The following is a 24,826-nucleotide window of genomic DNA, read 5'->3' on the forward strand; positions in this document are numbered from 1 at the left end:
CTATTGAATGCTTGCGGCATCTTACACCGGACACCCCCGAGGGCTGCCCCATGGAAGTTGCCCAAAGCGGGGATCAGACCCCGGTTCTTGGAAAAAAAAAGCGCGCACCTCGCGGTGCGCGCTTTTATCTGGAACCCGGCGCGATCAAACGCCCAGGCGTTGCTCCAGCTTGGCCTTGTTGGCCAGCAGTTCCTGCGGCAGGCGATAAGCCAGCTTGTCGAACAGTTCGGCGTGCAGTTTCAGTTCTTCACGCCATGCGTCCTTGTCGATCGACGTGATCGTTTCGAACTCTTCCGGCGAGAACGGAATACCGTCCCAGTGCAGGTCGCCGTAGCGCGGCGTGGTGCCGAACAGCGTTTCGATGCCGCCGGCCGTGCCTTCGATGCGCTCCAGCATCCACTTCAGCACGCGCATATTGTCGCCGAAGCCAGGCCAGACGAAGTGGCCGTGCTCGTCGGTGCGGAACCAGTTGACGCAGAAGATCTTCGGCAGCGCGGCCGGATTGGCCGCCTGCACCTTCTTGCCCAGGTCCAGCCAGTGCTGGAAGTACTCGCTCATGTTGTAGCCGATGAACGGCAGCATCGCGAACGGATCGCGGCGTACCACGCCCATCTGGCCGGCGGCGGCGGCGGTCGTTTCCGAACCCATCGTGGCAGCCATGTACACGCCTTCCACCCAGTCACGCGCCTCGGTGGCCAGCGGTACCGTGGTGGAGCGGCGGCCGCCGAAGATGAAGGCCGAGATCGGCACGCCGGCCGGATCGTCCCAGGCCGGGTCGATCACCGGATTCTGCACGGCGGACACGGTAAAGCGCGCGTTCGGGTGCGCGGCCTTGGTGCCGGATGCGGGCGTCCAGTCCTTGCCCTGCCAGTCGATCAGGTGTGCCGGTGCTTCCTTCGTCATGCCTTCCCACCACACGTCGCCGTCGTCCGTCAGCGCCACGTTGGTGAAGATGACGTTTTCCTTCAGCGAAGCCATGCAGTTGAAGTTGGTCTTTTCGTTCGTGCCCGGGGCCACGCCGAAGTAACCCGCTTCGGGGTTGATCGCATACAGGCGGCCATCCTTGCCCGGCTTGATCCACGCGATATCGTCGCCGATCGTGGTGATCTTCCAGCCCTTGAAGGAAGCCGGCGGGATCAGCATCGCGAAGTTGGTCTTGCCGCAGGCCGAAGGGAACGCCGCGGCCACGTAGTGCTTCTTGCCTTCCGGCGATTCCACGCCCAGGATCAGCATGTGCTCGGCCAGCCAGCCGGCGCCGCCCTGCTGCGCTTCCTGGTAGCCCATGTTCGATGCGATGCGCAGTGCGAAGCACTTCTTGCCCAGCAGCGCATTGCCGCCGTAGCCGGAACCGTAGGACCAGATTTCACGGGTTTCCGGGAAGTGCACGATGTACTTGGTCTTGTTGCAGGGCCATGGCACGTCCTTCTGGCCGGCCGCCAGCGGCGCGCCCACCGTGTGCACGCACGGCACGAAGTCGCCGTTCTCGCCCAGCACGTCGTACACGGCCTTGCCCATGCGGGTCATGATGCGCATGTTCACGGCCACGTACGGCGAGTCGGACAGTTCCACGCCGATGTGCGCAATCGGCGAACCCAGCGGGCCCATCGAGAACGGCACCACGTACAGCGTGCGGCCCACCATGCAGCCGTCGAACAGGCCGTTCAGCGTGCCGCGCATTTCATTGGGGTCGATCCAGTTGTTGGTGGGGCCGGCGTCTTCCTTCTTCGCCGAGCAGATGAAGGTGCGGTCTTCGACACGGGCCACGTCGGTGGGATCGGAGCAGGCCAGGTAGGAGTTCGGGCGCTTGGCCTCGTTCAGCTTTTTCATCGTGCCCGCCGCCACCATTTCGGCGCACAGGCGGTCATATTCTTCCTGCGAGCCATCGCACCAGTAGATGCGGTCCGGCTTGGTCAGCGCGGCCACCTCGGCGACCCAATTGATCAGCTTTTGGTGTTTGATGTAAGCTGGTGCGTTCATTGCAGCAACGCCCTCCATCAGGGGTTGGTTCATGGTACTACCTCCAATGCGAATAAAGAATTCTGTCTCGTCCCGCGGACTGGTCCCGGCGGCAGGATCGTCGTCAGCTTTTGGCTAGCCCGCTTGGAAACACATTCACAGGAAGAATGCGCGGCGGTGCACGGCGGTCTGTCGATGCGCCCGAGCATCGGCTCGAGGGCGCGCTCCCGGCGCGAGTTGTGAGCGCTACAGCGGGAGATGGAACGAATTTGCACTACAAATTTCCGGAGCGCATGGTTACCGCTCAACGGGTTGACCGATTGTACACCCGGCCTTGTGCCATTCCGACAAAAATGTAGGAAAAATGGTTGACTAAAGTAGTAAGCTATTCGAGATATTCACAATCTCGTTAACTAGCTACCAATTCAGAAGGATTTCCCTCTAACTCTCATGAAAATTGCCATTCTTGACGATTACCAGGACGCTGTACGCGAACTGGAATGCTTTTCTCTTATCGACAGCCATGACGTAAAAGTATTTAATCACTCGACGCGCGGCCTCGGCCAGCTCGTTGCCCGGCTGGCGCCGTACGACGCCGTCGTGCTGATCCGCGAGCGCACGTCGTTCAATCGCGCACTGCTGTCGAAACTGCCGAACCTGAAATTGATATCGCAAACAGGCAAGGTGAGCGGCCATATCGACGTGGCCGCCGCCACCGAGCTCGGTATCGCGATTGCCGAAGGGGCGGGTTCTCCGACCGCGCCGGCCGAGCTGACGTGGGCGCTGATCATGGCGGCGCAGCGCAAGATCGTGCCCTACGCGATGAACCTGAAGGAAGGCACGTGGCAGACTGTCTCGACCAACCAGCCCTTCAACACGCTGGGCACGGTGTTGAAGGGCCGCACGCTGGCGATCTGGGGATACGGCAAGATCGGCAAACTCGTCGCCGGCTACGGCAAGGCATTCGGCATGGACGTGCTCGTGTGGGGCAGCGACGCCAGCCGTGCCGCCGCCGAGGCGGACGGCCACCGGGCAGCACCGTCGCGCGAAGCCCTGTTCGAGGAGGCGGATGTGCTGACGCTGCACCTGCGCCTGGCCGATGCCACGCGCGGCATCGTGACCGCGGACGACCTGGCCCGAATGAAGCCGACGGCCTTGTTCGTCAACACCAGTCGAGCCGAGCTGGTGGCCGCAGATGCGCTGGAAGCCGCGCTGCGTTCCGGCCGCCCCGGCGGTGCCGCGCTCGACGTATTCGAGAACGAGCCACTGCCCGCCGACTCCGTGCTGCTGCGCATGCCGTACGTGCTCGCCACGCCGCACCTGGGCTACGTGGAGAAGGACAGCTACGAGCTGTACTTCAGCCACGCCTTCCAGAACCTCGTCGATTTCTTCGACGGCAAGTGCCAGGCGATCCTGAACCCGGAGTACCGCGCCAACGTGCGCAATGGCTGAGCCCGTGTCACCTGGTGTTAGGCACCAGGGTGACACGAACACAACCATGTTGGGCGAATGGCCGCCGGCTTCGTAATAGCTGAGCCTGTGTCTCTTGGTGCCTGGCACCAGGGTGACACAAACACAGCCGTGCTGGCGAAAGGCCGTCAGCTTCGTAATAGCTGAGCTCGTGTCTCTCGGTGCCTGGCACCAGGGTGACACGAACACAGCCGTGTCAGGCGTATCGAGTCAGGCTTCGGGAATGCCCGTGAGGTTGATGCGTGGCGTGGGCATGGCGTGCACCTTCGACCAGAGGCCGGCCCAGCCGGGCGGCCAGCCGATGATGGGGCCGCTGTAGGGTGGCAGGCCGGCGCGCACGGGCACGACGGGCACGGGCGGCATTTCGGTCAGTGGCGCGCCCGGCGGGCGTTGCATGTCGAGGCTGTACATATACCCGGGCAGCAGCGCGTCGCATACCGCGGCGAACCACGCCGTGTGGTCTTCATCCCTGCCCAGCGCCTGCGCCAGGCCTTGCGGATCGAACTTCGCCAGCGCGTGGACCAGCTCTTCCGTCGTGGCGCCCGGCGAATCGCCCCAGCCCATGACGGGGTTCACGTTGTAGTCGGCACCCGAGCCGTACCACCCCTCGCGCCAGGAACGCTGCATCCAGTCGCGCTGACCCGTGAACAGGTGCCAGCGCCAATGCAGGCCGGAAGGTTTCGGCCAGGAGTACAGATACAGCTTCTGGTAGCCGGCCTGGTGCAGCGCGCGCACCACGGCCATCAATCGTGCGTGCGGCATGCGGTCCGGCGGCGTGCGGCGGAACAGGATCGCTTCGCCATCGGCGAATTGCACTTCGTCAGTGGAGAGGTTCAAGTCGAGCGTGCGCGACTCGCTGCCGAAGCGCGCGGCGATCCAGCCTGTCAGCAGATTGACGGCCGTGATCACGCCATAGCCGCGATGGCGATGGAAGATGACGGTTCCGGGGGCAAGCGCTTTCGCGGTCATGGCAATGCGGGGTGGGGCAAAAAATCTAGTGTACTCAACGAGGTGCCAACATGCCAGATGAGTCCAAACAAAGTTTTTTTGTTGGCGTGCGCCTACGCACGCACGCTATCATTGACTATTTCTGCAAGCTTTCACCAACACCATGACTCTGCGCATCATCGCCACGGGCGGCACTTTCGACAAGCACTACAACGAACTGAACGGTACGCTGGGTTTCGCCGACAGCCATCTGCCCGCCGCCATCGCCCGCGCCCGCATCACGGCGCCTGTCGAGCTGGAATTGCTGCCGCTGCTCGACTCGCTGGACATGCAGGACGCCGACCGCGCGCGCGTGCTCGCCTCATGCCAGGCGGCGCCGGAGCGGGCGATCGTCATCGTGCACGGCACCGATACCATGAAGGAAACGGCCGCCGTGCTCGGCCCGGCCGCGCTGGACAAGGTCATCGTCTTCACCGGCGCCATGATCCCCTACGAGATCGACAATTCGGACGCATTCTTCAACCTCGGCTTCGCCTGCGGCGTGGCCCAGGCCTTGCCGGCCGGCGTGTACGTGGCGATGAACGGCCGCATCTTCGCGTGGGATAACGTGCAGAAAAATCGTGCGGCGGGAGTGTTCCAGCCGGTGTAGTCCCCGTCTCCTATCGTGGCCGACAGCGCTGTCGCCACGAAGAGGCATTGCCGCCATTGCAGCGGCTGGGGCGGCCGCCTGAGCGGCGGCCGTGCGGCAAGCCGGGGCCACGCCCCGGCAGGCATCAGGCGGTGGCTTCGCCGCCCAGGGCTTCGACCACGTCCTTCAGCAGCTGCGACAGTTCGCCCGTCATCAGCATGAAGTCGCCGTCGAAGCGCTCGTCGTCGTTGCGGGTGACGGCGTCGTTTTCCTTCAGCACGTCCAGCGGCTTGATGCTCTTGATCGCCAGCGCCTCGGTCAGCACGAACGAGATCTTGCTTTCCCACGTCATGGCCAGGCGGGTGCACTGCTTGCCGGCGGCGATGTGGCGGCGCACTTCCTCGGGCTCCAGCGTGTGGCGCACGTAGCGCACCGCGGCCTTGCTCTCGCCGGTGGCGCGCAGTTCGGTATCCATGTCGACGGTGAAGCCGGCCGGTGCCTCGTCTTCCTGCAGCCAGGCCGTCATCACGCCCACCGGCGAGCGCTGCACGCGCAGGCTTTCCAGCGGCAGCCGGTCGACCGCCTTCAGCAGCAGCTTGATCACGTCGTCGGCCTTGGCCGGGCTGGCCGCATCGACGACCAGCCAGCCGTTGACGGGGTCGATCCACGTCCACACATTGCTGCGGATCGTGAAGGCGCGCGGCAGCAGCTCATCGTGCACGCGCTCCTTCAATTCCTTCATGGCCTTCTTGCCAGGCGGGAAACCTTGCTGTTCTTCCATCTCGGCGGCGCGAGCCTTGGCCACCTGGTTCACCACCGTCGACGGTAGCAATTTCTTTTCGGTGCCCAAGAGCAGCAGCATCTGCTTGTTCACCACGTGCACGAGCGAGCCATTGCCGCGCGGCGAGTCCCAACCCTGGCGCAGCAGTTCATTGCTGCTGGCCGGCGTGAACGAATGGGGACGCAGTGCTTCTTCGAGTTTTTCGGGAGCAAATGCCCACGGAGCGGGCAGGCGATAGATCTGTAGATTCTTGAACCACATGCTGAAAAGACCTTGTTTGGCGCGTTGCAAAGCGCATCATTCTACACCCGGCTCAGCAGTCGAACCACCGCGACTTTTGCTTGCCTGTCGCGCAAAAAGCTTGCTTTTACGGGCGCGTTCGATGCAAGTGGAACGCTGTTACAAGGGGAACAACTAGGGGGGAACGACCTGCAAGGAGAAATAACTACAAGGGGAACAACTCGCCCTGCTCGCCCACACGATAACGCTCCGCCTCGTCCAGCGGCACCAGCGCGCTGACCCGCACGCCCAGCAGGCGCAGCCGCTGCTCGAGCGGCACGCGCCGCAGGCATTCGCCGGCAGCGCGCCGGATCGCGGCGGCATCGGCGGTCGGCACCGGCAAGGTCACGTCGCGCGTCACCGTGCGGAAGTCGGCGTAGCGCAGCTTGATTCCCACGGTGCGGCCGGCGAAGCGCTTGCGGTGCAGGTCTTCGGAAAGGCGGGTGCACAGCCGGGTGAAGATCTCGGAGAGTACTTCACGATCGTGCTTTGCATGCAGGTCGCGTTCGAACGTGGTTTCGCGGCTCACGCCCTTCGGATCGGAACGGGTCTCGACCTCGCGCTCGTCGTGCCCGTGCGCCACGCGGCGCAGCCATTCGGCGGAATTGAGGCCGAAGTGTTCCTGCAACAGTTTCGGGTCGGCCTGGGCCAGCTGGCCCACGGTTTCGATACCCAGCGAGGTCAGCTTGGCGTAGGCCTTCGGGCCGATGCCGTTGATCTTCTTTGCCGAGAGCGGCCAGATGCGTTTGGGCACATCGTCGAAGGTGATGATCGTGAGGCCATCCGGCTTGTCCAGGTCGGAACTGATCTTGGCCAGCAATTTGTTCGGCGCGATGCCGATCGAGCAGGTCAGCCCGGTGGCTTCCTTCACGGCCGCCTTCAGCCGCATGCCCAGCGCGCGCGTTTCTTCCGCATGGTCGGTGAGGTCGAGGTAGATCTCGTCGATGCCGCGGTCCTCGATCTCCGGCACGATCGCCGCCACGGCCTCCTTGAACAGCCGCGAGTAGCGCTTGTAGGACTCGAAGTCGGTGGGCAGCAGGATCGCCTCGGGCGCGAGCGCCGCCGCCTTCATCGTGCCCATCGCGGAAAACACGCCGAGCGCCCGCGCCTCGTAGGTGGACGTGGTGACGACGCCCCGCCCTGCGTAGTCGCGCAGCTTCGAAAAGCGCCGCGTGCCGTCCGGCTGCATGACCGGCTGGTGGCGCGAGCCACCGCCGACCACGACGGGCAAGCCGCGCAGCTCCGGATAGCGCAGCAGTTCCACCGACGCGAAGAACGCGTCCATGTCGAGGTGGGCGATGCGGCGCGGCGGGACCATGGCGGATCGAAGACGGTGGGGTAACGGTAGACACTGTAATTATATCCAGTGCACGGCAGCGCCCGCCACCACCGGACGGCCACGCGATTCATTTATTTTTCAAACACTTAGTGCTTTTTTGATCATCGTATTTACGCAACAGTACGGCGCGCTCCATATCGTGCGCGGAAGGAAGGCGCGTACCATCGAGACTTTCAACACGTATCCGACCATGGCTGCCAAATTCCGTCTTTACTGCTGGGCATCCCTCCTCGCCTGCGCCCTGCCCGCCGCGGCGCAGACCTCCGTCACCATCATGGGCGGTGTCGACGCCTATGTGGGCTCGATGAAGAACAGCGGCGATCCCGACCGCACTACGGTGCTGGGAAGCGGCGGCATGACCACTTCCTGGTTCGGCTTTCGCGGCAAGGAAGAGCTGGGCGACGGGCTGTATGCCGAGTTCTACCTGACCGGCTTCTTCCAGACCGACACGGGCACCTCCGGCCGCTTCGCGGGCGACAACCTGTTTTCGCGCGATGCCAACGTGGCCCTGGTCGGGCGCCTCGGCCGCCTGCAGGTTGGCCGCGCCTCGGCGCCCAGCTTCCTGCCCAATATTCTGTTCAACCCCTTCGGCGACTCGTTTACCTTCTCGCCGCTGGTGCTGCACTCCTACGTACCCACCGGGCCATTCGGCGCGCGCACCTGGGCGTCGACGAACGCCGGCGACAGCGGCTGGAGCAACCAGGTCGTGTACACCACGCCATCGTTCGGCGGCTTGCGTGGCAGCCTGCACTACCAGGCGGGCGAACAGGCCGGCAACTCCGACCGCAACAACCTGGCCGTCTCCGCCATGTACAACAAGGGCCCGCTGGCGCTGACAGCCTTCGTGCACCGCGTGCGCGTGAGTAATCCGAATTCGGGCAATGCAATCATCGATCCCACCCGCAGCCCCGTGAACTACGCGCTGATCGACAATCAGCGCGCCGTATTCGTGGGCGCCACGTATGACTTCACGCGCATCAAGCTGTATGGCACGTGGCAGCGCACCGTGAACGACGCCGCCGGCGCCGAGGGGCTGCGCGACCGCACCGTGAGCCTCGGCTTCGCGATGCCCGCGGGCCCGGGCGCCGTGCTGTTCGACGTGGCCGACACCCGCCGCAGCGGCACGCTGTTCGGCACCGAGCGCTCGCGCCGCACCGCATCGCTGGGCTACGACTACCGCCTGTCCAAGCGCACCGATCTCTACACGGTCGCCATGCGCGACCGCATCACCACGCTGCCTTCCGCCATGAGCTATGGCCTCGGCGTGCGCCATTCATTCTGACCAAGGAAACGACAACGTGAACCTCTCCAACATGCGCATCGGTGCCCGTCTCGCCCTCGGCTTCGCGGTCGCCATCGTCATCATGCTCATCATGTCGCTGGTCGGTATCAGTCGCATCCAGGAGGTGGCTGCGCGCACGGAACAGCTGGTGAACGACCGCTACGCCAAGGTCACCTGGCTGAACAATATGCGCAGCCAGGTCAACCGCGGCGCGCAGGCAGTGCGCAACGCGATGTTGACGCCCGACCCGGCGCAAACGGAGGAATTCCTGCGCCAGCTGGCGTCGGCCGATGCGGCCGGCGGCGAATCCGCTGCCAAGATGCACAAGTCCGACCTGACGCCGGACGTGCGCGCGATCTTCGACCAGCAGAACACCGCCTACTTCGCCTACAAGGGGCTGCTCGACAAAGCCATCGCCCAATACAGGGCCGGCGATCGCGAAGGCGCCGTGCAGGCCATGTTCAACAATGTGATTCCCGCGCAGACCACGTATTTCCGCCATCTCGACGAATTGCTGAAAGTACAGCGCGAACTGATGGAGCGCGATGCCGAAGCGGCCACCGCCGCCGCCAAGGCAGCCACCACGCTCATGATCGTGCTACTGATCGTGGCAACCATCGTGTCGGTCGTGATCGGCTGGTTGATCACGCGTTCCGTCACCGGCCCCGTCGACGATGCCGTGCGCATCGCGGAAACGGTGGCGGCCGGCGACCTGACCGCGCAGATCGTTACCACACGCAAGGATGAGATGGGGCGCCTCCTGGGGGCACTGCGCGACATGACGGGGGCGCTGACCGGCACGGTACGCACGGTGCGCGACAGTACCGATGCGATCAATACCGCCGCGGCCGAAATCGCCAGCGGCAATATGGACTTGTCCAACCGCACCGAGCAGCAGGCCGCCAGCCTCGAGGAAACGGCATCGTCGATGGAGGAACTCACATCCACCGTGCAGCAGAACGCCGAGAACGCGCGCCAGGCGAACCAGCTCGTGGTCTCCGCCGCTAGCCATGCGAACGAAGGCGGCCAGGTCGTCAGCCAGGTCGTGGAGACGATGGGCTCGATCAAGGAAAGCTCGTCGAAGATCGTGGACATCATCGGAGTGATCGACGGCATCGCGTTCCAGACCAATATCCTCGCGCTCAATGCCGCGGTGGAAGCGGCGCGTGCGGGCGAACAGGGCCGCGGCTTCGCGGTGGTCGCGTCCGAGGTGCGCAACCTGGCGCAGCGATCGGCCAGCGCGGCGCGCGAAATCAAGGAATTGATCAACGACTCGGTCGAGAAGGTCGATGCGGGCAGCCGGCTGGTGGACCAGGCCGGCACCACGATGGAACGCATCGTCACTTCCGTGCAGCGGGTGGCCGACATCATGAACGAGATCGCTTCGGCCAGCCAGGAACAGAGTTCCGGCATCGCCCAGGTGAACACGACGATCACCACGATGGATTCGGCCACGCAGCAGAATGCCGCGCTGGTCGAGGAAGCGGCGGCCGCCGCCGCCAGCATGCGCGAGCAGGCCCAGCTCCTGGCCGCCGCGATCGCAGCCTTCCGCATCGACGACCGGGCGACAACACCCGCCTTCCCCGCCCCGGTGGTTCACCCGGCCGTCACCGCGCCGACACCCGCCTCCGCGGTGGCGCACCCGCCCTATCCGAAGCTGGCCGGCAAGCCGCCCGTACAACCGCGCGCGGCAACGGGCAGCAGCGCGGCGAAGGGCGCGGCAAAACCGCGGCCGACCGCCAAGGCGCCGGAAGGGGACGACTGGGAAGAGTTCTAAGCCTGCCGCTGCGCCGCGCGGCCTGCGAACCACGCCGCGCTGGCGTCGTCGGCCGGGAAGAACGATTCGAGGCGCAGTTCATGCACGGTCACGTCGCGCGGCGTGCCCAGCGTGGTGATCGTGGTGAACAGGTTCAATTCCACGTCGCCTTTCCTCAGCGTGATGGGCAGGAAAGGCAGCGCGCGGCGTTCCAGGTTGGGCACCCGGGCCGCCACCTCGATGCCCGGCAATGCCAGCAGTTCCACCAGCAACGCCTGGGCTTCGCTGCCCGGCCCGTCGCTCATCGCTTCGCGGGCGATCCATTGCAGCTGGTCCGCGCATACCTCTTCCCAGTTGACGATGCAGGGCCGCAGGCCTTGCGGGTCCAGCGCCATGCGGATCACGTTCACGCTGCCGTCGCGCGGGATCGGCGCGTGGGGCGGCAGGCCGAGGAAGAAGCGCATCATCGCCGCCGCGGGCTCGTTCGCCATCACCAGGTTCCACAACCGGTCGACCACGAGGGCCGGATATGGCGCGGCCTGCGCCAGCATGAATTCCAGCGCCGTGCGCACGGCCGCCATTTCGGGGTCGGTCAGGTTGCGTTCCTGGTAGGCGGGGGCGAACCCGGCGGCGAGCAGCATGGCGTTGCGGTGCCGCAGCGGCACGTCCAGCACGAGGCCCAGTTTCAAAATCAGTTCGCGACTCGGCTGCGAGCGGCCGCTCTCCAGGAAGCTGATGTGGCGCTGCGAGATCTCCGCCTCGGTGGCCAGCTTGAGCTGGGAAAAGCCGCGCCTGCCGCGCCAGTAGCGCAGGGCGTGGGCGAAGTCGCTGAAATACTGGTCTGGTGCATTCATGCTCGTCTCCTTCGATGGACTCGTTACGGCATTGTGCGGCGCGGCGCGCTGCGCGGCGATTACCTGCCGGGTAATCGGCCGCGTGCGAGCACCAGCAAGGCGCCCAGGACCAGGCTGGCCGCCAGCAGCGTGATGCCCGGCGCCGTGCTGCCGGTCGCATCGCGGATCGCGCCCACCAGGTAGGGGCTGAGGAAGCCGGCCAGGTTGCCCACTGAATTGATCAGCGCAATGCCGGCCGCCGCCGCGGTGCCGCCCAGCAGTGCCGTGGGCAGGCTCCAGAAGATCGGGAACGTGGTGAGGATGCCGGCCGTGGCGACGGACAGCGCGGCCAGCGCCAGCGCCGTGTCATGCGCATACGCGGTGGCGACCAGCAGCCCCGCCGCCCCGGCGACACCGGCACCGGCGATGTGCCAGCGCCGCTCGGCCGTGCGGTCGGAATGGCGTGCCGCGAGCACCATCACGATGGCGGCCACGCCGTAGGGAATCGCCGTCAGCAGGCCGATCCGGAACACGTCCTGCACGCCGCTGTTCTTCAGCAGTTGCGGCAGCCAGAAGCTCACGCCGTACAAGCCCATCACGAACAGGAAGTACACCAGTGCCAGCAGCCACACGGTGCCGCTGGCGAACAGTTGCGGCAGCGGCAGGTGCCGCCTCGTTCGTTGCTCCGGTTCCAGCGCGCGTTCCAGGGCTGCCTTGTCGGCCTCACCCAGCCAGCGCGCCGCGCGGAGATTGTCGTCGAGGTAGAACAGCGTCCAGATGCCCAGCGCCACGGAGGGCAGGCCCTCGAGCAGGAACAGCCACTGCCAGCCGTGCAGCCCGGCATGCCCGGCAAACGCGGACATGATGGCCCCGGAAAGCGGCCCGCCCAGCACGCCCGCGATCGCCACGCCGCTCATGAACAGCGCCACGATGCGGGCGCGGCGGTGCGCCGGGTACCAGTAGGTGAGGTACAGCACCACGCCCGGGAAGAAGCCCGCCTCGGCCACGCCGAGCAGGAAGCGCAGCACATAAAAGCTCACCGGTCCGGTGGCGAACATGGTCGCGGCCGACACGAAGCCCCAGCTGATCATGATGCGCGCGATCCAGCGGCGCGCGCCAACGCGCTCCATGAGCAGGTTGGAAGGCACTTCGAACAGGAAGTAGCCGATGAAGAAGATGCCGGCGCCGATGCCGTAGACGGTGTCGGACAGGGCCAGGTCGGCCTGCATCTGCAGCTTGGCGAAGCCGACATTGACACGGTCCAGGTAGGCGGCCACGTAGCACAGGAACAGGAATGGCAGCAGGCGGCGGCTCACGCGCCGGTACAACGCATCGTGGGCGGCATCGTCCTGGTCGTTCATCGGCTCTCCCGGTGCAAAAACCGCAGCGTAGCACCACGTGCTGGGCCCGTCTGGGAAATTTTTTCGCGAAAGTCCTTGCGGAACTTCAAAATGCCGCAGTAGAATACGGCCTCTTCTGAGCGTTGTGACAAACGTTCAGGGCATCGAAAGGTGACGAAGGGCGCTTAGCTCAGTTGGTAGAGCGGATCCCTTACAAGGATTAGGTCGGGAGTTCGACCCTCTCAGCGCCCACCATATCGATGTTCTACGAAGACCTGGAGCGGTAGTTCAGTTGGTTAGAATACCGGCCTGTCACGCCGGGGGTCGCGGGTTCGAGCCCCGTCCGCTCCGCCAGGATTTCGAAGAGAGCCCGTCGATTTCGGGCTTTTTTCTTGTGAAGTTTCTTCGATGACCGTTCTGCGGGAATCGATTGGAGCGGTAGTTCAGTTGGTTAGAATACCGGCCTGTCACGCCGGGGGTCGCGGGTTCGAGCCCCGTCCGCTCCGCCAGCATCAGTAAAAAAGCCCGCAATAGCGGGCTTTTTTGCATTTGATACGCAGCGCAGCGGAGTGCTCTCCCTGCGGAGAGCACGGCGGGGATCGAAGGAGTGAGGCAGGGGTTTCGCGAAGCACTGCTTCGCGCCTGCCGAACGCCGCAGCCATGCAGGGCTGCGGCTTCGCTTGGCCCCTCCCTCAGCTCCCCAAATCCACTGCTACCGCATCCGCTGCCCACCTCCCGCCGTCCCTGCCCCATTTCTTATCCTGTGTGCGTCTCACAACACCTGCTCTCCCCCAAAACGGGCGACAATGACAGCGCAACCACCCCCACTTTGGAGCCCCGTGTGATCTTCGGTTTCCTGAAGCCGCCCCCTCTCTCGCCGCGCCTTGCCAGGCTGCGAGAAACCGTCCTCCTCAACTCGCTGACCCCGCTCGAACTGAAGATCGTCGACGGCCTGATGCATGAACGCCGCTACCTCGCCGGCGAGATCATCTTCGACGAAGGCGAGGAAGGCCAGGCGCTGTACCTGATCACGTCCGGCCACGTGCAAATCAACCGCAACATCAACGGCATGCCCGAGATCATCACCGAGCTGTCGCCCGGCGCCTTCTTCGGCGACCTGGCGCTGCTGGACAACTCGCCCCGCACCGCCCAGGCCCGCGCCTGGGACGACTGCGAACTGGCGGTGTTCTTCCGCGCCGACTTCATGAGCCTGATGGAGACCGATGCCGTGATCGGCTACAAGATTTCGCTGGCGCTGGCGCGGCACATCGGCGCGCGCCTGCGCGAACGCATGTCGATCGACTCGCCGCACGTCGAGGTGTTGTGATGGCCGAGCGGCAGCAGTCCGGGCCGATCGTCTGGTGCGGCATCATCGCCGCCACGTGCGTGCTGCTGTACCTGATGCAGCGAGTGCTGTGGCTGTCGCTGCCGTTCCTGCTGGCGATCATCCTGTACTACATGCTGCTGTCGCCGTTCCAGCGCCTCCTGCGGATGGGCTTTTCCCGCAATACTGCCGCAATGCTGGTCGGTGCCGCCTTCGTGCTCGTCATGCTGCTCGCAAGCCTGCTCGCCGCGGTATGGATACCGGCGCCTACCACCGAGTGGCACGACATGCCGGGCCGCTACCTCGACGCAGGCGTGCGCTTCATGCGCAATATGCTGGGCGCCGTGGAACGGCAGTTCCCCTTCCTGCGGCAGGCGCGCCTGGGCGACTCCGTGAACCTGAACCTGGCGGAGTACTCGCGCGAATTCCTGCAGCGCCATCTGGGGGACGTGCTGGTGACGGCCGCGGCGTGGGTGCCGTCGCTGCTGCTGGCGCCCTTCCTCGCCTTCTTCTTCCTGCGCGACGGCCGCCGCTTCAAGCGCTTCCTCGCGCGTGCCGTGCCCAACGCCTTTTTCGAGAAAACGCTGTTCCTGCTGCACGAAGTCGACCAGACCGCACGCCGCTACTTCCACGGCATGCTGAAGCTGACCGTCATCGACACCGTGGTGCTGGCGACCGGCCTGTGGGCAATCGGCCTGCCCTCCCCGCTGCTGCTCGGCTTCATCGCCGCCGTATTGGCCTGGGTGCCCTATGTGGGCTCGATCGCCGGCTGCCTGCTGGTCGTGCTGGTGGCATCGGCCGATACGCCGGACAACAATGCCGTGGCCTACAGCGCCATCGTCGTATTCATCATCGCCCGGCTACTGGACGACTTCATCTTCATGCCCATGACCCTCGGGCGCAGCCTGCGCATGCACCCGCTGGTGACAGTGGTCATGCTCTTCGTCGGCGGCGCGCTGGCCGGCGTGACCGGGCTGATGCTCGTGCTGCCGCTGCTGGGCGTGGCGATGGTGGTCGGCGAAACGATCGGCGTACTGGTCACCGACGCCCGCCTGCAAGCCCGCCACCGCTACGCCCGCTCCTTGCGGGTGAAACAAGCCAGCGTCGACCTGAAATAGTTGCCTGAAAAATGGGGACAGACCCCATTTTTCAGGCAATGTTTCTCGATAAATGGGGTACGTCCCCATTTTCCAGGCAATAAAAACGGGAGCCGAGGCTCCCGTTTCGTTTGCTGCCGTATTGCTTATGCCGCGGCGGCGATCTTCGTCTGCTCGGCTTCCACTTCATCGTCGCCCGAGCGGATCAGGTGATCGAAGGCGGACAGCGCGGCCGTTGCGCCGGTGCCCACGGCGATCACGATCTGCTTGTACGGCACGGTGGTCACGTCGCCGGCGCCGAACACGCCCGGTACCGAGGTCTGGCCCTTGGCATCGACTTCGATCTCGCCATGCTTGGACAGCGCCACGGTGCCCTTCAGCCACTCCGTGTTCGGCACCAAGCCGATTTGCACGAAGACGCCTTCCAGGTCGATGCGGTGCAGCTCGTTCGTATTGCGGTCCTTGTACGACAGGCCGTTCACCTTCTTGCCGTCGCCGTGGATCTCGGTCGTCTGCGCCGATACGATGATGTTCACATTCGGCAGCGAGCGCAGCTTGCGCTGCAGGACCGCGTCCGCACGCAGTTCGTTGCCGAACTCGATCAAGGTCACATGCTGGACGATGCCGGCCAGGTCGATCGCCGCTTCCACGCCGGAGTTGCCGCCGCCGATCACCGCCACGCGCTTGCCCTTGAACAGCGGGCCGTCGCAGTGCGGGCAGTAGGCCACGCCGTGGTTACGGTATTCCTTCTCGCCCGGCACGTTGATCTCGCGCCAGCGGGCACCCGTCGACAGGATCACGGTCTTGGCCTTCAGCACGGCGCCGGTGGCGGTGTGCACTTCGGCGATCTTGCCCGGCACCAGCTTCACGGCGCGCTGGGTGTTCATGATGTCGACTTCGTATTCCTTGACGTGCTGCTCCAATGCCACGGCGAATTTCGGGCCGTCGGTTTCCTTGACCGAGATGAAGTTCTCGATCGCCAGCGTGTCGAGCACCTGGCCGCCGAAGCGTTCCGCCAGCACGCCCGTCTTGATACCCTTGCGGGCCGCGTAGATCGCGGAAGCCGCACCGGCAGGGCCGCCGCCGACGACCAGCACGTCGAACACGTCCTTCTTGTTCAGTTCAGCCGCCTGGCGGGCACCGGCATTGGTGTCCAGCTTGGCGAGGATTTCTTCCACGTTCGTGCGGCCCTGGCCGAAGTGCTGGCCGTTCAGGAACATCATCGGTACCGCCATGATCTGGCGCTCTTCGACTTCTTTCTGGAACACGCCGCCATCGATCGTGGTGACCTTGATGCGCGGATTGATGACCGACATCGCGTTCAGTGCCTGCACCACTTCCGGGCAGTTATGGCACGACAGCGAGATGAAGGTCTCGAATTCGAAATCGCCTTCCAGGTTGCGGATCTGTTCGATCACGGCTTCGTCGAACTTGATCGTATGGCCGCCAACCTGCAGCAGGGCCAGCACCAGCGAGGTGAATTCATGGCCCATCGGGATGCCGGCGAAACGCACGCCAATGTCGGTGCCGGCACGGTTGATCGAGAACGACGGCTTGCGCACGTTGGCGGCGTTGTCCTCGACCAGGGTAATCTTGTCGCTCAAGCCTTCGATATCGGCGAGCAGTTCCTTCATTTCCCGCGCTTTTGCGGAGTCATCCAGCGATGCGACGATCTCAATCGGCTGCACCACTTTTTCCAGATAGGCTTTCAGTTGGGTTTTGAGATTTGCATCCAGCATGACTTTATTCCTTTCTTGTCTGCTGCCGGCACATGCCGGCAGCGGTACTACTCAATAACTGCTATTAGATCTTGCCGACCAGGTCCAGCGACGGGGTCAGGGTTGCAGCGCCTTCGGACCACTTGGCCGGGCACACTTCGCCCGGGTGGGAAGCAACGTACTGGGCTGCCTTCACTTTGCGCAGCAGTTCCGATGCGTCGCGGCCGATGCCGTTGTCATGCACTTCCAGGACCTTGATGAAGCCTTCCGGATTGATCACGAAGGTGCCGCGCAGGGCCAGGCCTTCTTCTTCAATCATCACCTGGAAGTTGCGCGACAGCAGGCCGGTCGGGTCGCCGATCAGCGGGTACTGCACTTTCTTGATCGCGTCCGACGTGTCGTGCCATGCCTTGTGGGCGAAGTGGGTGTCGGTGGAGATACCGTACACTTCCACGCCCAGCTTCTGGAATTCAGCGTAGTTGTCGGCCAGGTCTTCCAGTTCGGTCGGGCAGACGAAGGTGAAGTCAGCCGGGTAGAACACGAACACGGACCACTTGCCCTTCAGGGACTCTTCGCTCAGATCGATGAACTTGCCGTTGTGGTATGCGGTTGCCTTGAACGGTTTGACTTGGGTGTTGATCAGAGACATTTGTGTTTTCCTCGTGAGGGTTGTGAATCAATGAGATGCCAGTTTAGCGATATCTCGTCCATTTGAAAAATTGATTGTTCCAATAATTTCGATTGAATCTAGCTATCGGTACGATGTGACGAGACTCGGTATTATCGCTGTTCCTGCAAAAACGTGAATGTTGTGGGTACGGCAATGCCGCCTCGTACGGGCGCGCAGCCGCGCCAACCCGGCAGCTCAGTGGCCTTGCTACGCTGCGCTCCCCGCTGGCCCGCTACCGCATGTGAGTTCGTCGCCAGGTCCACGTACGGCCCGCTTGGGCACCTTTCACGGTAGCCCAGCCATGGCTCGTCAGAAAAACAACGCTATCGCTTGTTTCGACGTTTTGCCCTGCGCTCGGCGGCCCGGAGACGCTCGACGCCGGCGTCATCCATGAGCGCGATATGAGCGCCGTGCGAACGCTCCAGCTCGAGGACTTTGAAGACAAGCAGCAGAGAGGCAACGCTGTGCTGCAAAAGGTAAGTAATGCACGTTACGGACACTATTCCACCTACCAACAAGGCAGACTCGAAGAAGAATCCATACAGCGCGAATGCCAACACCATCGCGGCGATCAGTAAAAGCGTCACGGCGGCAACGGCACGCTTGGGCCAGTATGGCAAGAATAACGAGTCATGCTCGCCAAGGCGCCGTATCAACGTCTTGGGCGCCAACATCGAGGTGCCGGGATCGAAGCACCGCGCCAGGGTTGCTTCATAGCGGACGCTCCACTGGGCATTGAAAAACCGCCATGTAGTCCACGACTGGTAAGCCAGGGATATGATGAAGTACTCCAGCAATACCAGCCCGACAAGGGAACCGATACTCGGCCAGAGGAAAAGGGGTCCCAGCATCGAGATGGGGAGCGTCACCGCGACAAGGCCCCAGGCCAAGGCGGCGTACAGCGCGTAGGCAAATGCCCGCCGCCGTGCCCATGTTCCCAATATCCGCATCCCGACGACACCGGCCGACAACCACGCTACACCAGCTTGGAAACACATCCATGCTGCCTGTTCGCCCATCGATTCAAGGGCAATGATCGAACCTCCGGCCAGCGTGATCCCGCCCAAGATAATCACGCCCCAGGTCTGGTGGGGTCCAAAATGATGGCTGAAAGTGGACCGGGACATCGATTGTTGTGCTTTGACTTTGGACGCACGGGAAGAACTAGCGTGGCTAACCACCACACTGGCTCAGGGATCAGGGCGCAACGGGCATTGCTAAGCGCCTTTTCCCCTCAAGCCAGAATTCCGGGAGCCGGGTCAGCAGAGGATCGCCTCGCCCGACATTGCGCCAGTTCTTGCCACCATCCGACGTGTGAATCAATAAGGGATCCGCTTCATTCAGTGGCGGCAGGATTGCCGCCAGCCAGATTTCCTTGTCGTTGACGATATAGCTGCTGATCAGGGAGGAAATATCGTCTGGAAGCGCCATTTTCTCCCAACGCCTGCCGTCGGTTGATCGAAGCAGCGTCTGCTCAATGGATCCGGTCAACCACCAGCCGCCATGGCGCGAGTGCCCAAGTTCAACCAAGAGGTCGGGATTGCCCAACTCTGTTTGCGATATACGGCACCGTTCGACGTCTATGTCATTGATGACGTAGGTTTTGTCTCGGCTATCATCCCCAATCCTGGCAGCAAGCGCGAGCAGCTGCTGCGCATGCGCCTCGAACTTGATATTCCCGTCCTTGAACGCCTCGGCGCTGGATTTCCAGCGCAGCAGACCAAGCTGTTCTCGTGTGAATGTACAGGATTTGCCTGCTCGCGAGATGCGGAAACGCTGATCGTTGACCTCGATGCGGAAGCCCGAAGGAAGGGCCTGTATCAAGCCAGACGGTAGATCGGCGCGAGTAAGTAGTTTCCCCGTCGCGGAGTCAATGATCGTACCACCAACGTAGAGATGACCGTCGTCATCGAGCCCAAATCGAGGCCAGGTTGAACCTCCAGGAAGAATCGCGACCTTCAAAGGGGCGGAAGCTTTTAACTGCAGGGAGCTTTCGTCTTCGGCGATGGAGATGCTTCCGATCTTGTATGTGAAGGGCGCAACCTGGGCGCAGGTCACATTAAGCCAAGAAAGCATTACCAACGCGATGATTTTCTTCATAATGCAGCCTATGGTTGTTTCTTGAGTAGCTCTTTGCCCGTTTTCGAGAGCCAAAATCGCGAGCGACCGATGGGTGTACCCTGACCTCCCGGCCGATATCCGCGAAAATTATCGAATGTGTATTCCTCAGTGGGACCAGTCTCAAAGAATTTTCTGATCGCCTCTAAAGCCTCTTCCAGATCGGCGCACTCAACCTTGCTCAGGCGGGCTGCAGCTCCTTCCTTGGAGCCTGCAAATTTCGTATTCGTGTCGCTGAACGACTCGAATTGATCCTTGGCCTTGCAGACCATCTCGAAGTTTTTCGCCACGTAGGCATTGTTCGGGTAACCGCGTCGGTTGATCCGAAAATGTTTCACGTTGAGGATTGCGGCCTTTTCCTTATCCCTCTCCGACTTGTCAGGCAACTGGCCCGATCCCGACGCTTCCGCGTACAGAATCCTGGCTGCAAAGTTCAGGTCACTGCCGGGAAACTCAAGCGCGGCTGTTCGTTCGGGAGCGTTGGCGATCCGGTAGGTCTTGCGCGGATCAAACCAGTTCGGCGCACAGATCGTCACCTCGTGGCCTTTTGTGTCGCTGACAGGCGTCATTGCCGCGTCGCGACTCAATACTCGTGCATCACTGACACTCATCACTGGACCTTTAATCTACTTCTTTACTGCTGTTGATTTGCCGGCAACGGCATGGATATTACGAGAACACTCAACGTTTGCTCCGCTGCTGGAAGCGTGCCAGATATTGAAGGCTGAGATCCGTGTATGCCACCGTGTACGCCACACACCAGTGTCATGACGGGGCGAGCCCCGAGCCAGTTGCGTGTCGGCTGCTTTACGCTGAGTTCCACGCTGCGCATCGCCATGTACGGTAAAGGCACCTCATAACGCTCGACCAACACTTGTTGGCCGGCGCCCAAAGACTTCAATCTTTCCCTGACCTCGCCTGGGTTGCCGCAGTGGCGCCGTACTCGCTCTTCCATTTGAGGTGATTCCAGCTCCTCCAGGCTGAACTGCGGCAAGGCGCGGTAGTTCACTACATGAACCGCAGTCGAGCCCGGCATCAGCTGGCTCGACCATGAATAAGTCGCGGAAGCCTGCCAATCGAATGGCTTATCTCCTTCGATCGTCGGCAAGCGAGCCAGTTTTGCTGGATCGGCATTCACATCGGGCAAAGGGCCCAGCTTGGCCTTGGCCAGAATCCCCGTGATGTCATGTCCGCGAAAGTAGCTTCGCAAGAATTTGGAGATGCGCACCGGTGTGTTGTTCACGGCGACGGCGATGTCCGAGAAACTTTTGTCGAGGTGCTCCTCTCCATCTCCCAACTGGCCGAATACCGGCGTCGACGCATAGAACGTTACCGACTGCCTGGAATCGGTTTCGTTTCTCAGCAGGGAGCGAATTGCGACATTGCGACCATCCAAGGTGATGGCCATCTGGGTGATCGAAACCGCCCCCAGGTCAGCAGTGATCGTCAACGGGACGGCGTTCTCACTGTCGTAAGCGAACGTTTTGGTGCTCCCTGCGACCGCCACGCAGCCCACAAGGACGCTGAGGATTGCACGTCTTACTGGTCGTTTCACGGGCAGCTTTCCATACCGGGAACCACAAGGTAACGGTAGACCTCGTATGCATCGCCACGGAATGTTTCAATGTTGTATGGCCCGTAAGGGACGTTGCGTCGACTGTTGAAAGCTGTGTACATATTATTAGCCATCCTTGCTCCGCGCTTGACAACCCCAGTGTCCCGGCGCGGATCTCCTTCTGGAAAGGGAGCGTAAATTGCCATGTGCCCTGGCCAAAGCAGTACATCTCCGGCTTGCAAGGGTGTCTTTGTCTTGTCGATCTTTCGGAACCGGTTTGTCTTGCGTGCAAAGGCAGCGAAATTCGCGGTGGACTGGTATGGGTAAGGAAAGCCGGCCTCGATAAAGATCTTGTTGGTCGAGCCGGAACAGTCCCCGCCAACCTTTTTGACCGATGCCGCGCCGATGAGACTGTAAGGCGTTCCTTCCCATGAGCGCGCTATTTCGACAATCTTCCATCCTTCTGCCTCGGTGATGAATTTGCCCAGTACGCATTCCTTCCCTTGCGTTGTGGACTTGTCACTGGTCCGTGACTGCTCCAGTTCGACCATTTCCGCCATCAGTTCACCCCATCATCCACTGGAAAATCTTCGTACCCCACCAACAGTTGCACGTCTTCCACCTTATCGCTGACGAACATGGCGGTCCGCCCCTCATCGTCGGTGATTCCCTCCATTACGACACCATCTTTGGAGCGTAATCGGTACGGAACGTTGGCCATCGGCTCGCCAAGCGGGTCGCGGATGATGAAATGCTCGTCATATTCTTCCTCGATAAGCTCGAAACGTACGGTCTGGCCGAGGTAACCCTTCAACACGCTTGTCTTGCCGCTGGCATCGGTGAAGCCCTCGACACTCGTATTTCCCGTATAGGCGCGATAACGGCGGTTTGCCACCGGTTGACCGGCATGCGTCTTGAGGATGAAGTATTGATCGGCTGGTTCACCGCCTTTCGGAACAGGCATGAGAGGCAACTTCAAGCTGCTCGATTGCGGCCCCGCCAATTCCTTCTTGCTCGCCTTGAACGCCATGGTCCCCGGCCCCTGAATCGTGATGTTCCCACCCTCGATCCTCAAAGCCGCCCCCTGCGCGGTCAGCATCACGTGCTCCTTCGCACCGATCGACACGCTCTTGGCCACGCTCGCCACGGTAATCATCTTGTCGGCCGTGATGCGAGCGGCATCCGATTGCGCCTGCACGCTGACCTTGCCACTGGCGGCATGCAGCCGGATGCCGGTTTCCTGGTTCGGCTTCTCGGCCGCACTCGCTTTGCCGTAGGTGAACAGCCCAATCCCATCCTTCACCTGGTGCAGCACATTGCCCTGCGAAGCAAGGTTGATGTCCTGCCCGGCAGCGACGGTAGTCGTGGTGCCCGCGGCGACGATGGCACTGGCAGGCGTGGTAGCGGCGATGCCCGCGGGGCTGGCCAGTTGCAGGTGCGGTTCGCTCCAGGCGATCGCGTTGCCATGCCCGCCCTCCTCGCCACCGGCACCGCCGCTGGCCGCCTCCAGCACCGCGACGCTCTGCCGCAGTCCGGCGACGGATGGCTCCTTCGCGGGCTCCAGTTCCTTCTTCAGCTTGGCATTGTGCTTTTGTGCCGTCTCGCCCAGCGATTGCAGCAATTCGGCACTGGCGTCGATCTGCGAGGCCGCATCCCGGGCATCGAGCTGCTGGCCGCCGGAGCCTTGCCCGTGGCTCGACAGCAGCAAGCCCTGGCCGGCGCGCAGCGCGGCCGCGTGGGCCGTTTTCAGTTCCGCGCCGAAGCCGGCGGTGTCCAGGCGACCGTTGTCGGCCTGGTGGCGCAGGTGGCCCAGGTTCAGTTCATCGGTGCCTTCATGCGCTTCGGCGTGGCGTTGCAGGGCCACGCGCGGTTCGCCAGGGCTGTCGTCGAACACGAGCTGGCTGTAGGCGCCCGTGCCGCTCTGGCTGGCCCCCATTGCCTGCGACTTGAGGCCGGACAGCACCGCCGCGTGGGCGTTGGCGCCGGATTCGCCGGGGAACCATGCCGGCGCGTTGCCCGTGGCGGTACCAGCACCGGCACCCACTTCGTTGTGCTGGGCGTCACCGGTGCCGCGGCCGTTGTAAACGGTGCCGATCACCACGGGGCGGTCGATGTCGCCGTCGAGGAAGTCCACCAGCACTTCGCTGCCCACGCGCGGCACCGCTACCGCGCCCCAGTTCGCGCCAGCGACGGGCGCCAGCGGCGTGGCGATGCGCACCCACGTGCCGGCGCTGTCGTCGCCGGGGGCGCCGGCGTGGCCGTCCGGCTGCGGGTGCTCGAGGCGGCTGTGGCTGTGCGCGCCGCGCTGCCAGTGGAATTGCACCTTGATGCGGTGATCGCGGTCCGTGTGGATCACGGCACCCGGCGGGCCGACGACGATGGCCGTCTGCTGGCCCTGGATCGTCGGCTTCGGGCGCAGTACGAGGCCGTGGCCGTCGGCGTCGAAGTCGCGATACGGTACGCTGGCGCGGATCGCGTCGATGCGGTTGCGGTACAGGGGCTTCTCGCCTTTTCCGCTGCCCACGGCGTGCAGGCTGTTGCTGCGTTCGCGGTCGATCAGGGCGGCCAGCGGATTCGCGCCCAGTGCCTTGGCGGCGGCGTCCCTCAGGCCCGTACTCAGGTTGTTGTGGGCCAGGTGCACCACGCGCAGCACGGCAAAGGTGTTATCGCCCGCCGCGTCCAGCACTGCATGGTCGGCGAGCGTGAACGTGGTGCCCGGGCCCAGCGTGCGGACGGTGCCGGCGCCGATGAAGCGTTCGCGGCTCGCGCGCAGCGCTTCGAGCTGCCGGTCGGCGATGCGCTGGCCGTGTTCGCGCGATGTGTACGCATAGGTACCGGGCGTATCGCGGCTGACCGGGCCTTCGCCATCCGCCGCGCTCACGCGGCGCGTGCCGAGACCGCGGTAGTCCCAGCTATCGAGCTCCACGCCGGCCGGCGTGGCGCGCAGTTCGCAGCGCCAGCGGTCCATGCTGTCTTCGCGCATCATGGCGCCGGGCTGCGTGAAGCGCACGGTGGCCTGGGCGTTCGGCTGGAAGCTGCCGTTATGGTCGGCGATGACGAGGGTGTGGCCGCCCAGGGCGGCGCTGCCGGGGTCGCCGCTGTGCTCGAAATAGTAGAACAGCCCCTCCTCGCGCATGAGCCGTTCCGCGAACGCCGCGTTCGATTCCTGGTACTGGCAGGTGAGCGAGCGCTTCGGGTACAGGCTGATGTCGGCGATGTCATGGCGCCACTGCGGCACCAGCCGGCCGGCGTGCTCCATGCCGGCGAACACCGCGTCGAGGATATCGAACACCGTCATGTCCTGGAATACGCGGCTGTCGCGCCCCAGGGCCATGAAGGCGGTCCAGGGGCCGATCGTCAGTTCGTAGCGGGCCAGGCCGCCATCGGCGCCGAGCATGCTGGCCGCTGTCACATAGCCATGGAAGGGGCGCAGCACGCCGGCGGTGGCCGTCATCAGCTCCAGCAGCACGGGCTGGCCCAGCAGCGACTTCAGCGCGATGCCGGCATCCGCCGACAGCGCGGTCACGGTGAACTGGTAGGGCCGGCTGACGGCTTCTTCGCCGCGCAGGCATTCCGGTACCAGCGCGTCCCGGCCCAGGGGGGTGGTCAGGCGCAGGATGCGGGTATCCTGGCCCAGTGAATCAGTCAACGCAATCATGCTCGCCTTTTGCGGAACAACAGCAATTTATTTCTAAATTACTACCATTTTACCGAAGGTCGAGCCTGCAAGGT

The 24,826-nt window shown here is 63.4% G+C and carries 20 protein-coding genes and 3 tRNA genes; 9 read left to right on the plus strand and 14 right to left on the minus strand.

The features are described 5' to 3' along the window. Positions 1–144 precede the first annotated feature (144 nt). Positions 145–2,010, minus strand: coding sequence for a phosphoenolpyruvate carboxykinase (GTP) (locus V6Z91_RS06655; RefSeq protein ID WP_338768278.1), 1,866 nt, complete (start codon positions 2,008–2,010; stop codon positions 145–147). Between the two features lie 396 nt (positions 2,011–2,406). Here V6Z91_RS06655 and V6Z91_RS06660 point away from each other — a divergent pair, with 396 nt between their 5' ends. Beyond that, positions 2,407–3,408: a D-2-hydroxyacid dehydrogenase family protein gene (locus V6Z91_RS06660; protein ID WP_338768281.1), complete on the plus strand. Its 1,002-nt coding sequence runs from the start codon at positions 2,407–2,409 to the stop codon at positions 3,406–3,408. 228 nt (positions 3,409–3,636) lie between these two features. Here the strand turns inward: V6Z91_RS06660 and V6Z91_RS06665 are convergent, their stop codons facing one another. Next, positions 3,637–4,395 carry an L-asparaginase gene (locus tag V6Z91_RS06665; protein WP_338768283.1) on the minus strand — a complete coding sequence of 253 codons (759 nt, stop codon included), beginning with the start codon at positions 4,393–4,395 and terminating at the stop codon, positions 3,637–3,639. Positions 4,396–4,537: 142 nt separating this feature from the next. Between V6Z91_RS06665 and V6Z91_RS06670 the strand changes: the two genes are divergently transcribed. Further along, positions 4,538–5,023: an asparaginase domain-containing protein gene (locus V6Z91_RS06670; RefSeq protein ID WP_338768286.1), complete on the plus strand. Its 486-nt coding sequence runs from the start codon at positions 4,538–4,540 to the stop codon at positions 5,021–5,023. Positions 5,024–5,147: 124 nt separating this feature from the next. Here the strand turns inward: V6Z91_RS06670 and V6Z91_RS06675 are convergent, their stop codons facing one another. Both V6Z91_RS06675 and dinB read right to left on the minus strand, forming a co-directional pair. After that, entirely contained in the window at positions 5,148–6,044 is an 897-nt protein-coding gene (locus tag V6Z91_RS06675; RefSeq protein WP_338768289.1) for a recombination-associated protein RdgC, read from the minus strand. A 184-nt stretch (positions 6,045–6,228) separates the two neighbouring features. Continuing rightward, positions 6,229–7,380 (minus strand): DNA polymerase IV, encoded by a 1,152-nt coding sequence (gene dinB / locus V6Z91_RS06680; protein WP_338768291.1) that lies wholly within the window; start codon positions 7,378–7,380, stop codon positions 6,229–6,231. 211 nt (positions 7,381–7,591) lie between these two features. Between dinB and V6Z91_RS06685 the strand changes: the two genes are divergently transcribed. Beyond that, positions 7,592–8,683: a porin gene (locus tag V6Z91_RS06685; protein ID WP_338768293.1), complete on the plus strand. Its 1,092-nt coding sequence runs from the start codon at positions 7,592–7,594 to the stop codon at positions 8,681–8,683. A 16-nt stretch (positions 8,684–8,699) separates the two neighbouring features. Then, complete coding sequence (locus V6Z91_RS06690) at positions 8,700–10,460, plus strand: methyl-accepting chemotaxis protein (protein WP_338768296.1); 1,761 nt, start codon at positions 8,700–8,702, stop codon at positions 10,458–10,460. Here V6Z91_RS06690 and V6Z91_RS06695 read toward each other — a convergent pair. Further along, positions 10,457–11,293: a helix-turn-helix transcriptional regulator gene (locus V6Z91_RS06695; protein ID WP_338768297.1), complete on the minus strand. Its 837-nt coding sequence runs from the start codon at positions 11,291–11,293 to the stop codon at positions 10,457–10,459. The two genes, V6Z91_RS06690 and V6Z91_RS06695, sit on opposite strands and share 4 nt — an antisense overlap. Positions 11,294–11,352: 59 nt before the next feature. Continuing rightward, positions 11,353–12,633, minus strand: coding sequence for an MFS transporter (locus tag V6Z91_RS06700; protein ID WP_338768299.1), 1,281 nt, complete (start codon positions 12,631–12,633; stop codon positions 11,353–11,355). Positions 12,634–12,791: 158 nt separating this feature from the next. On the opposite strand from V6Z91_RS06700, the gene V6Z91_RS06705 reads away from it, so the two are divergent. The 5 genes from V6Z91_RS06705 (at position 12,792) to V6Z91_RS06725 (ending at position 15,054) form a co-directional block, all read left to right on the plus strand. After that, a tRNA-Val gene (locus V6Z91_RS06705) sits at positions 12,792–12,867 on the plus strand. Between the two features lie 22 nt (positions 12,868–12,889). Continuing rightward, positions 12,890–12,966: transfer RNA gene (locus V6Z91_RS06710), tRNA-Asp, on the plus strand. Positions 12,967–13,044: 78 nt separating this feature from the next. Further along, positions 13,045–13,121, plus strand: a tRNA-Asp gene (locus V6Z91_RS06715). A gap of 332 nt (positions 13,122–13,453) precedes the next feature. Beyond that, positions 13,454–13,939 (plus strand): cyclic nucleotide-binding domain-containing protein, encoded by a 486-nt coding sequence (locus V6Z91_RS06720; protein WP_338768302.1) that lies wholly within the window; start codon positions 13,454–13,456, stop codon positions 13,937–13,939. Continuing rightward, positions 13,939–15,054 (plus strand): AI-2E family transporter, encoded by a 1,116-nt coding sequence (locus V6Z91_RS06725; protein WP_338768305.1) that lies wholly within the window; start codon positions 13,939–13,941, stop codon positions 15,052–15,054. Before V6Z91_RS06720 ends, V6Z91_RS06725 begins: the two co-directional genes overlap by 1 nt. Before the next feature lie 125 nt (positions 15,055–15,179). Here the strand turns inward: V6Z91_RS06725 and ahpF are convergent, their stop codons facing one another. From ahpF to V6Z91_RS06765, 8 genes are all read right to left on the minus strand, one after another. Next, positions 15,180–16,772, minus strand: coding sequence for an alkyl hydroperoxide reductase subunit F (gene ahpF / locus V6Z91_RS06730; protein WP_338768307.1), 1,593 nt, complete (start codon positions 16,770–16,772; stop codon positions 15,180–15,182). 64 nt (positions 16,773–16,836) lie between these two features. Next, on the minus strand, positions 16,837–17,400 hold the full coding sequence (ahpC, locus tag V6Z91_RS06735; RefSeq protein ID WP_338768309.1) for an alkyl hydroperoxide reductase subunit C: 564 nt from the start codon (positions 17,398–17,400) through the stop codon (positions 16,837–16,839). 344 nt (positions 17,401–17,744) lie between these two features. Next, complete coding sequence (locus V6Z91_RS06740) at positions 17,745–18,548, minus strand: hypothetical protein (protein ID WP_338768311.1); 804 nt, start codon at positions 18,546–18,548, stop codon at positions 17,745–17,747. A gap of 70 nt (positions 18,549–18,618) precedes the next feature. Then, positions 18,619–19,521, minus strand: a complete 903-nt coding sequence (locus V6Z91_RS06745; RefSeq protein WP_338768314.1) for a hypothetical protein — start codon at positions 19,519–19,521, stop codon at positions 18,619–18,621. An 8-nt stretch (positions 19,522–19,529) separates the two neighbouring features. Continuing rightward, positions 19,530–20,150 (minus strand): hypothetical protein, encoded by a 621-nt coding sequence (locus tag V6Z91_RS06750; protein WP_338768316.1) that lies wholly within the window; start codon positions 20,148–20,150, stop codon positions 19,530–19,532. A gap of 23 nt (positions 20,151–20,173) precedes the next feature. Continuing rightward, on the minus strand, positions 20,174–21,094 hold the full coding sequence (locus V6Z91_RS06755; RefSeq protein ID WP_338768319.1) for a hypothetical protein: 921 nt from the start codon (positions 21,092–21,094) through the stop codon (positions 20,174–20,176). Next, a complete protein-coding gene (locus V6Z91_RS06760; protein ID WP_338768321.1) occupies positions 21,091–21,654 on the minus strand; it encodes a hypothetical protein in 564 nt (187 codons plus the stop codon). The genes V6Z91_RS06755 and V6Z91_RS06760 overlap by 4 nt, the downstream gene beginning before the upstream one ends. After that, on the minus strand, positions 21,654–24,752 hold the full coding sequence (locus V6Z91_RS06765) for a type VI secretion system Vgr family protein (RefSeq protein WP_338768323.1): 3,099 nt from the start codon (positions 24,750–24,752) through the stop codon (positions 21,654–21,656). Before V6Z91_RS06765 ends, V6Z91_RS06760 begins: the two co-directional genes overlap by 1 nt. Positions 24,753–24,826 lie beyond the last annotated feature (74 nt).

The sequence above is a fragment of the Massilia sp. METH4 genome, from assembly GCF_037094685.1.
Lineage (GTDB): Bacteria > Pseudomonadota > Gammaproteobacteria > Burkholderiales > Burkholderiaceae_D > Rugamonas.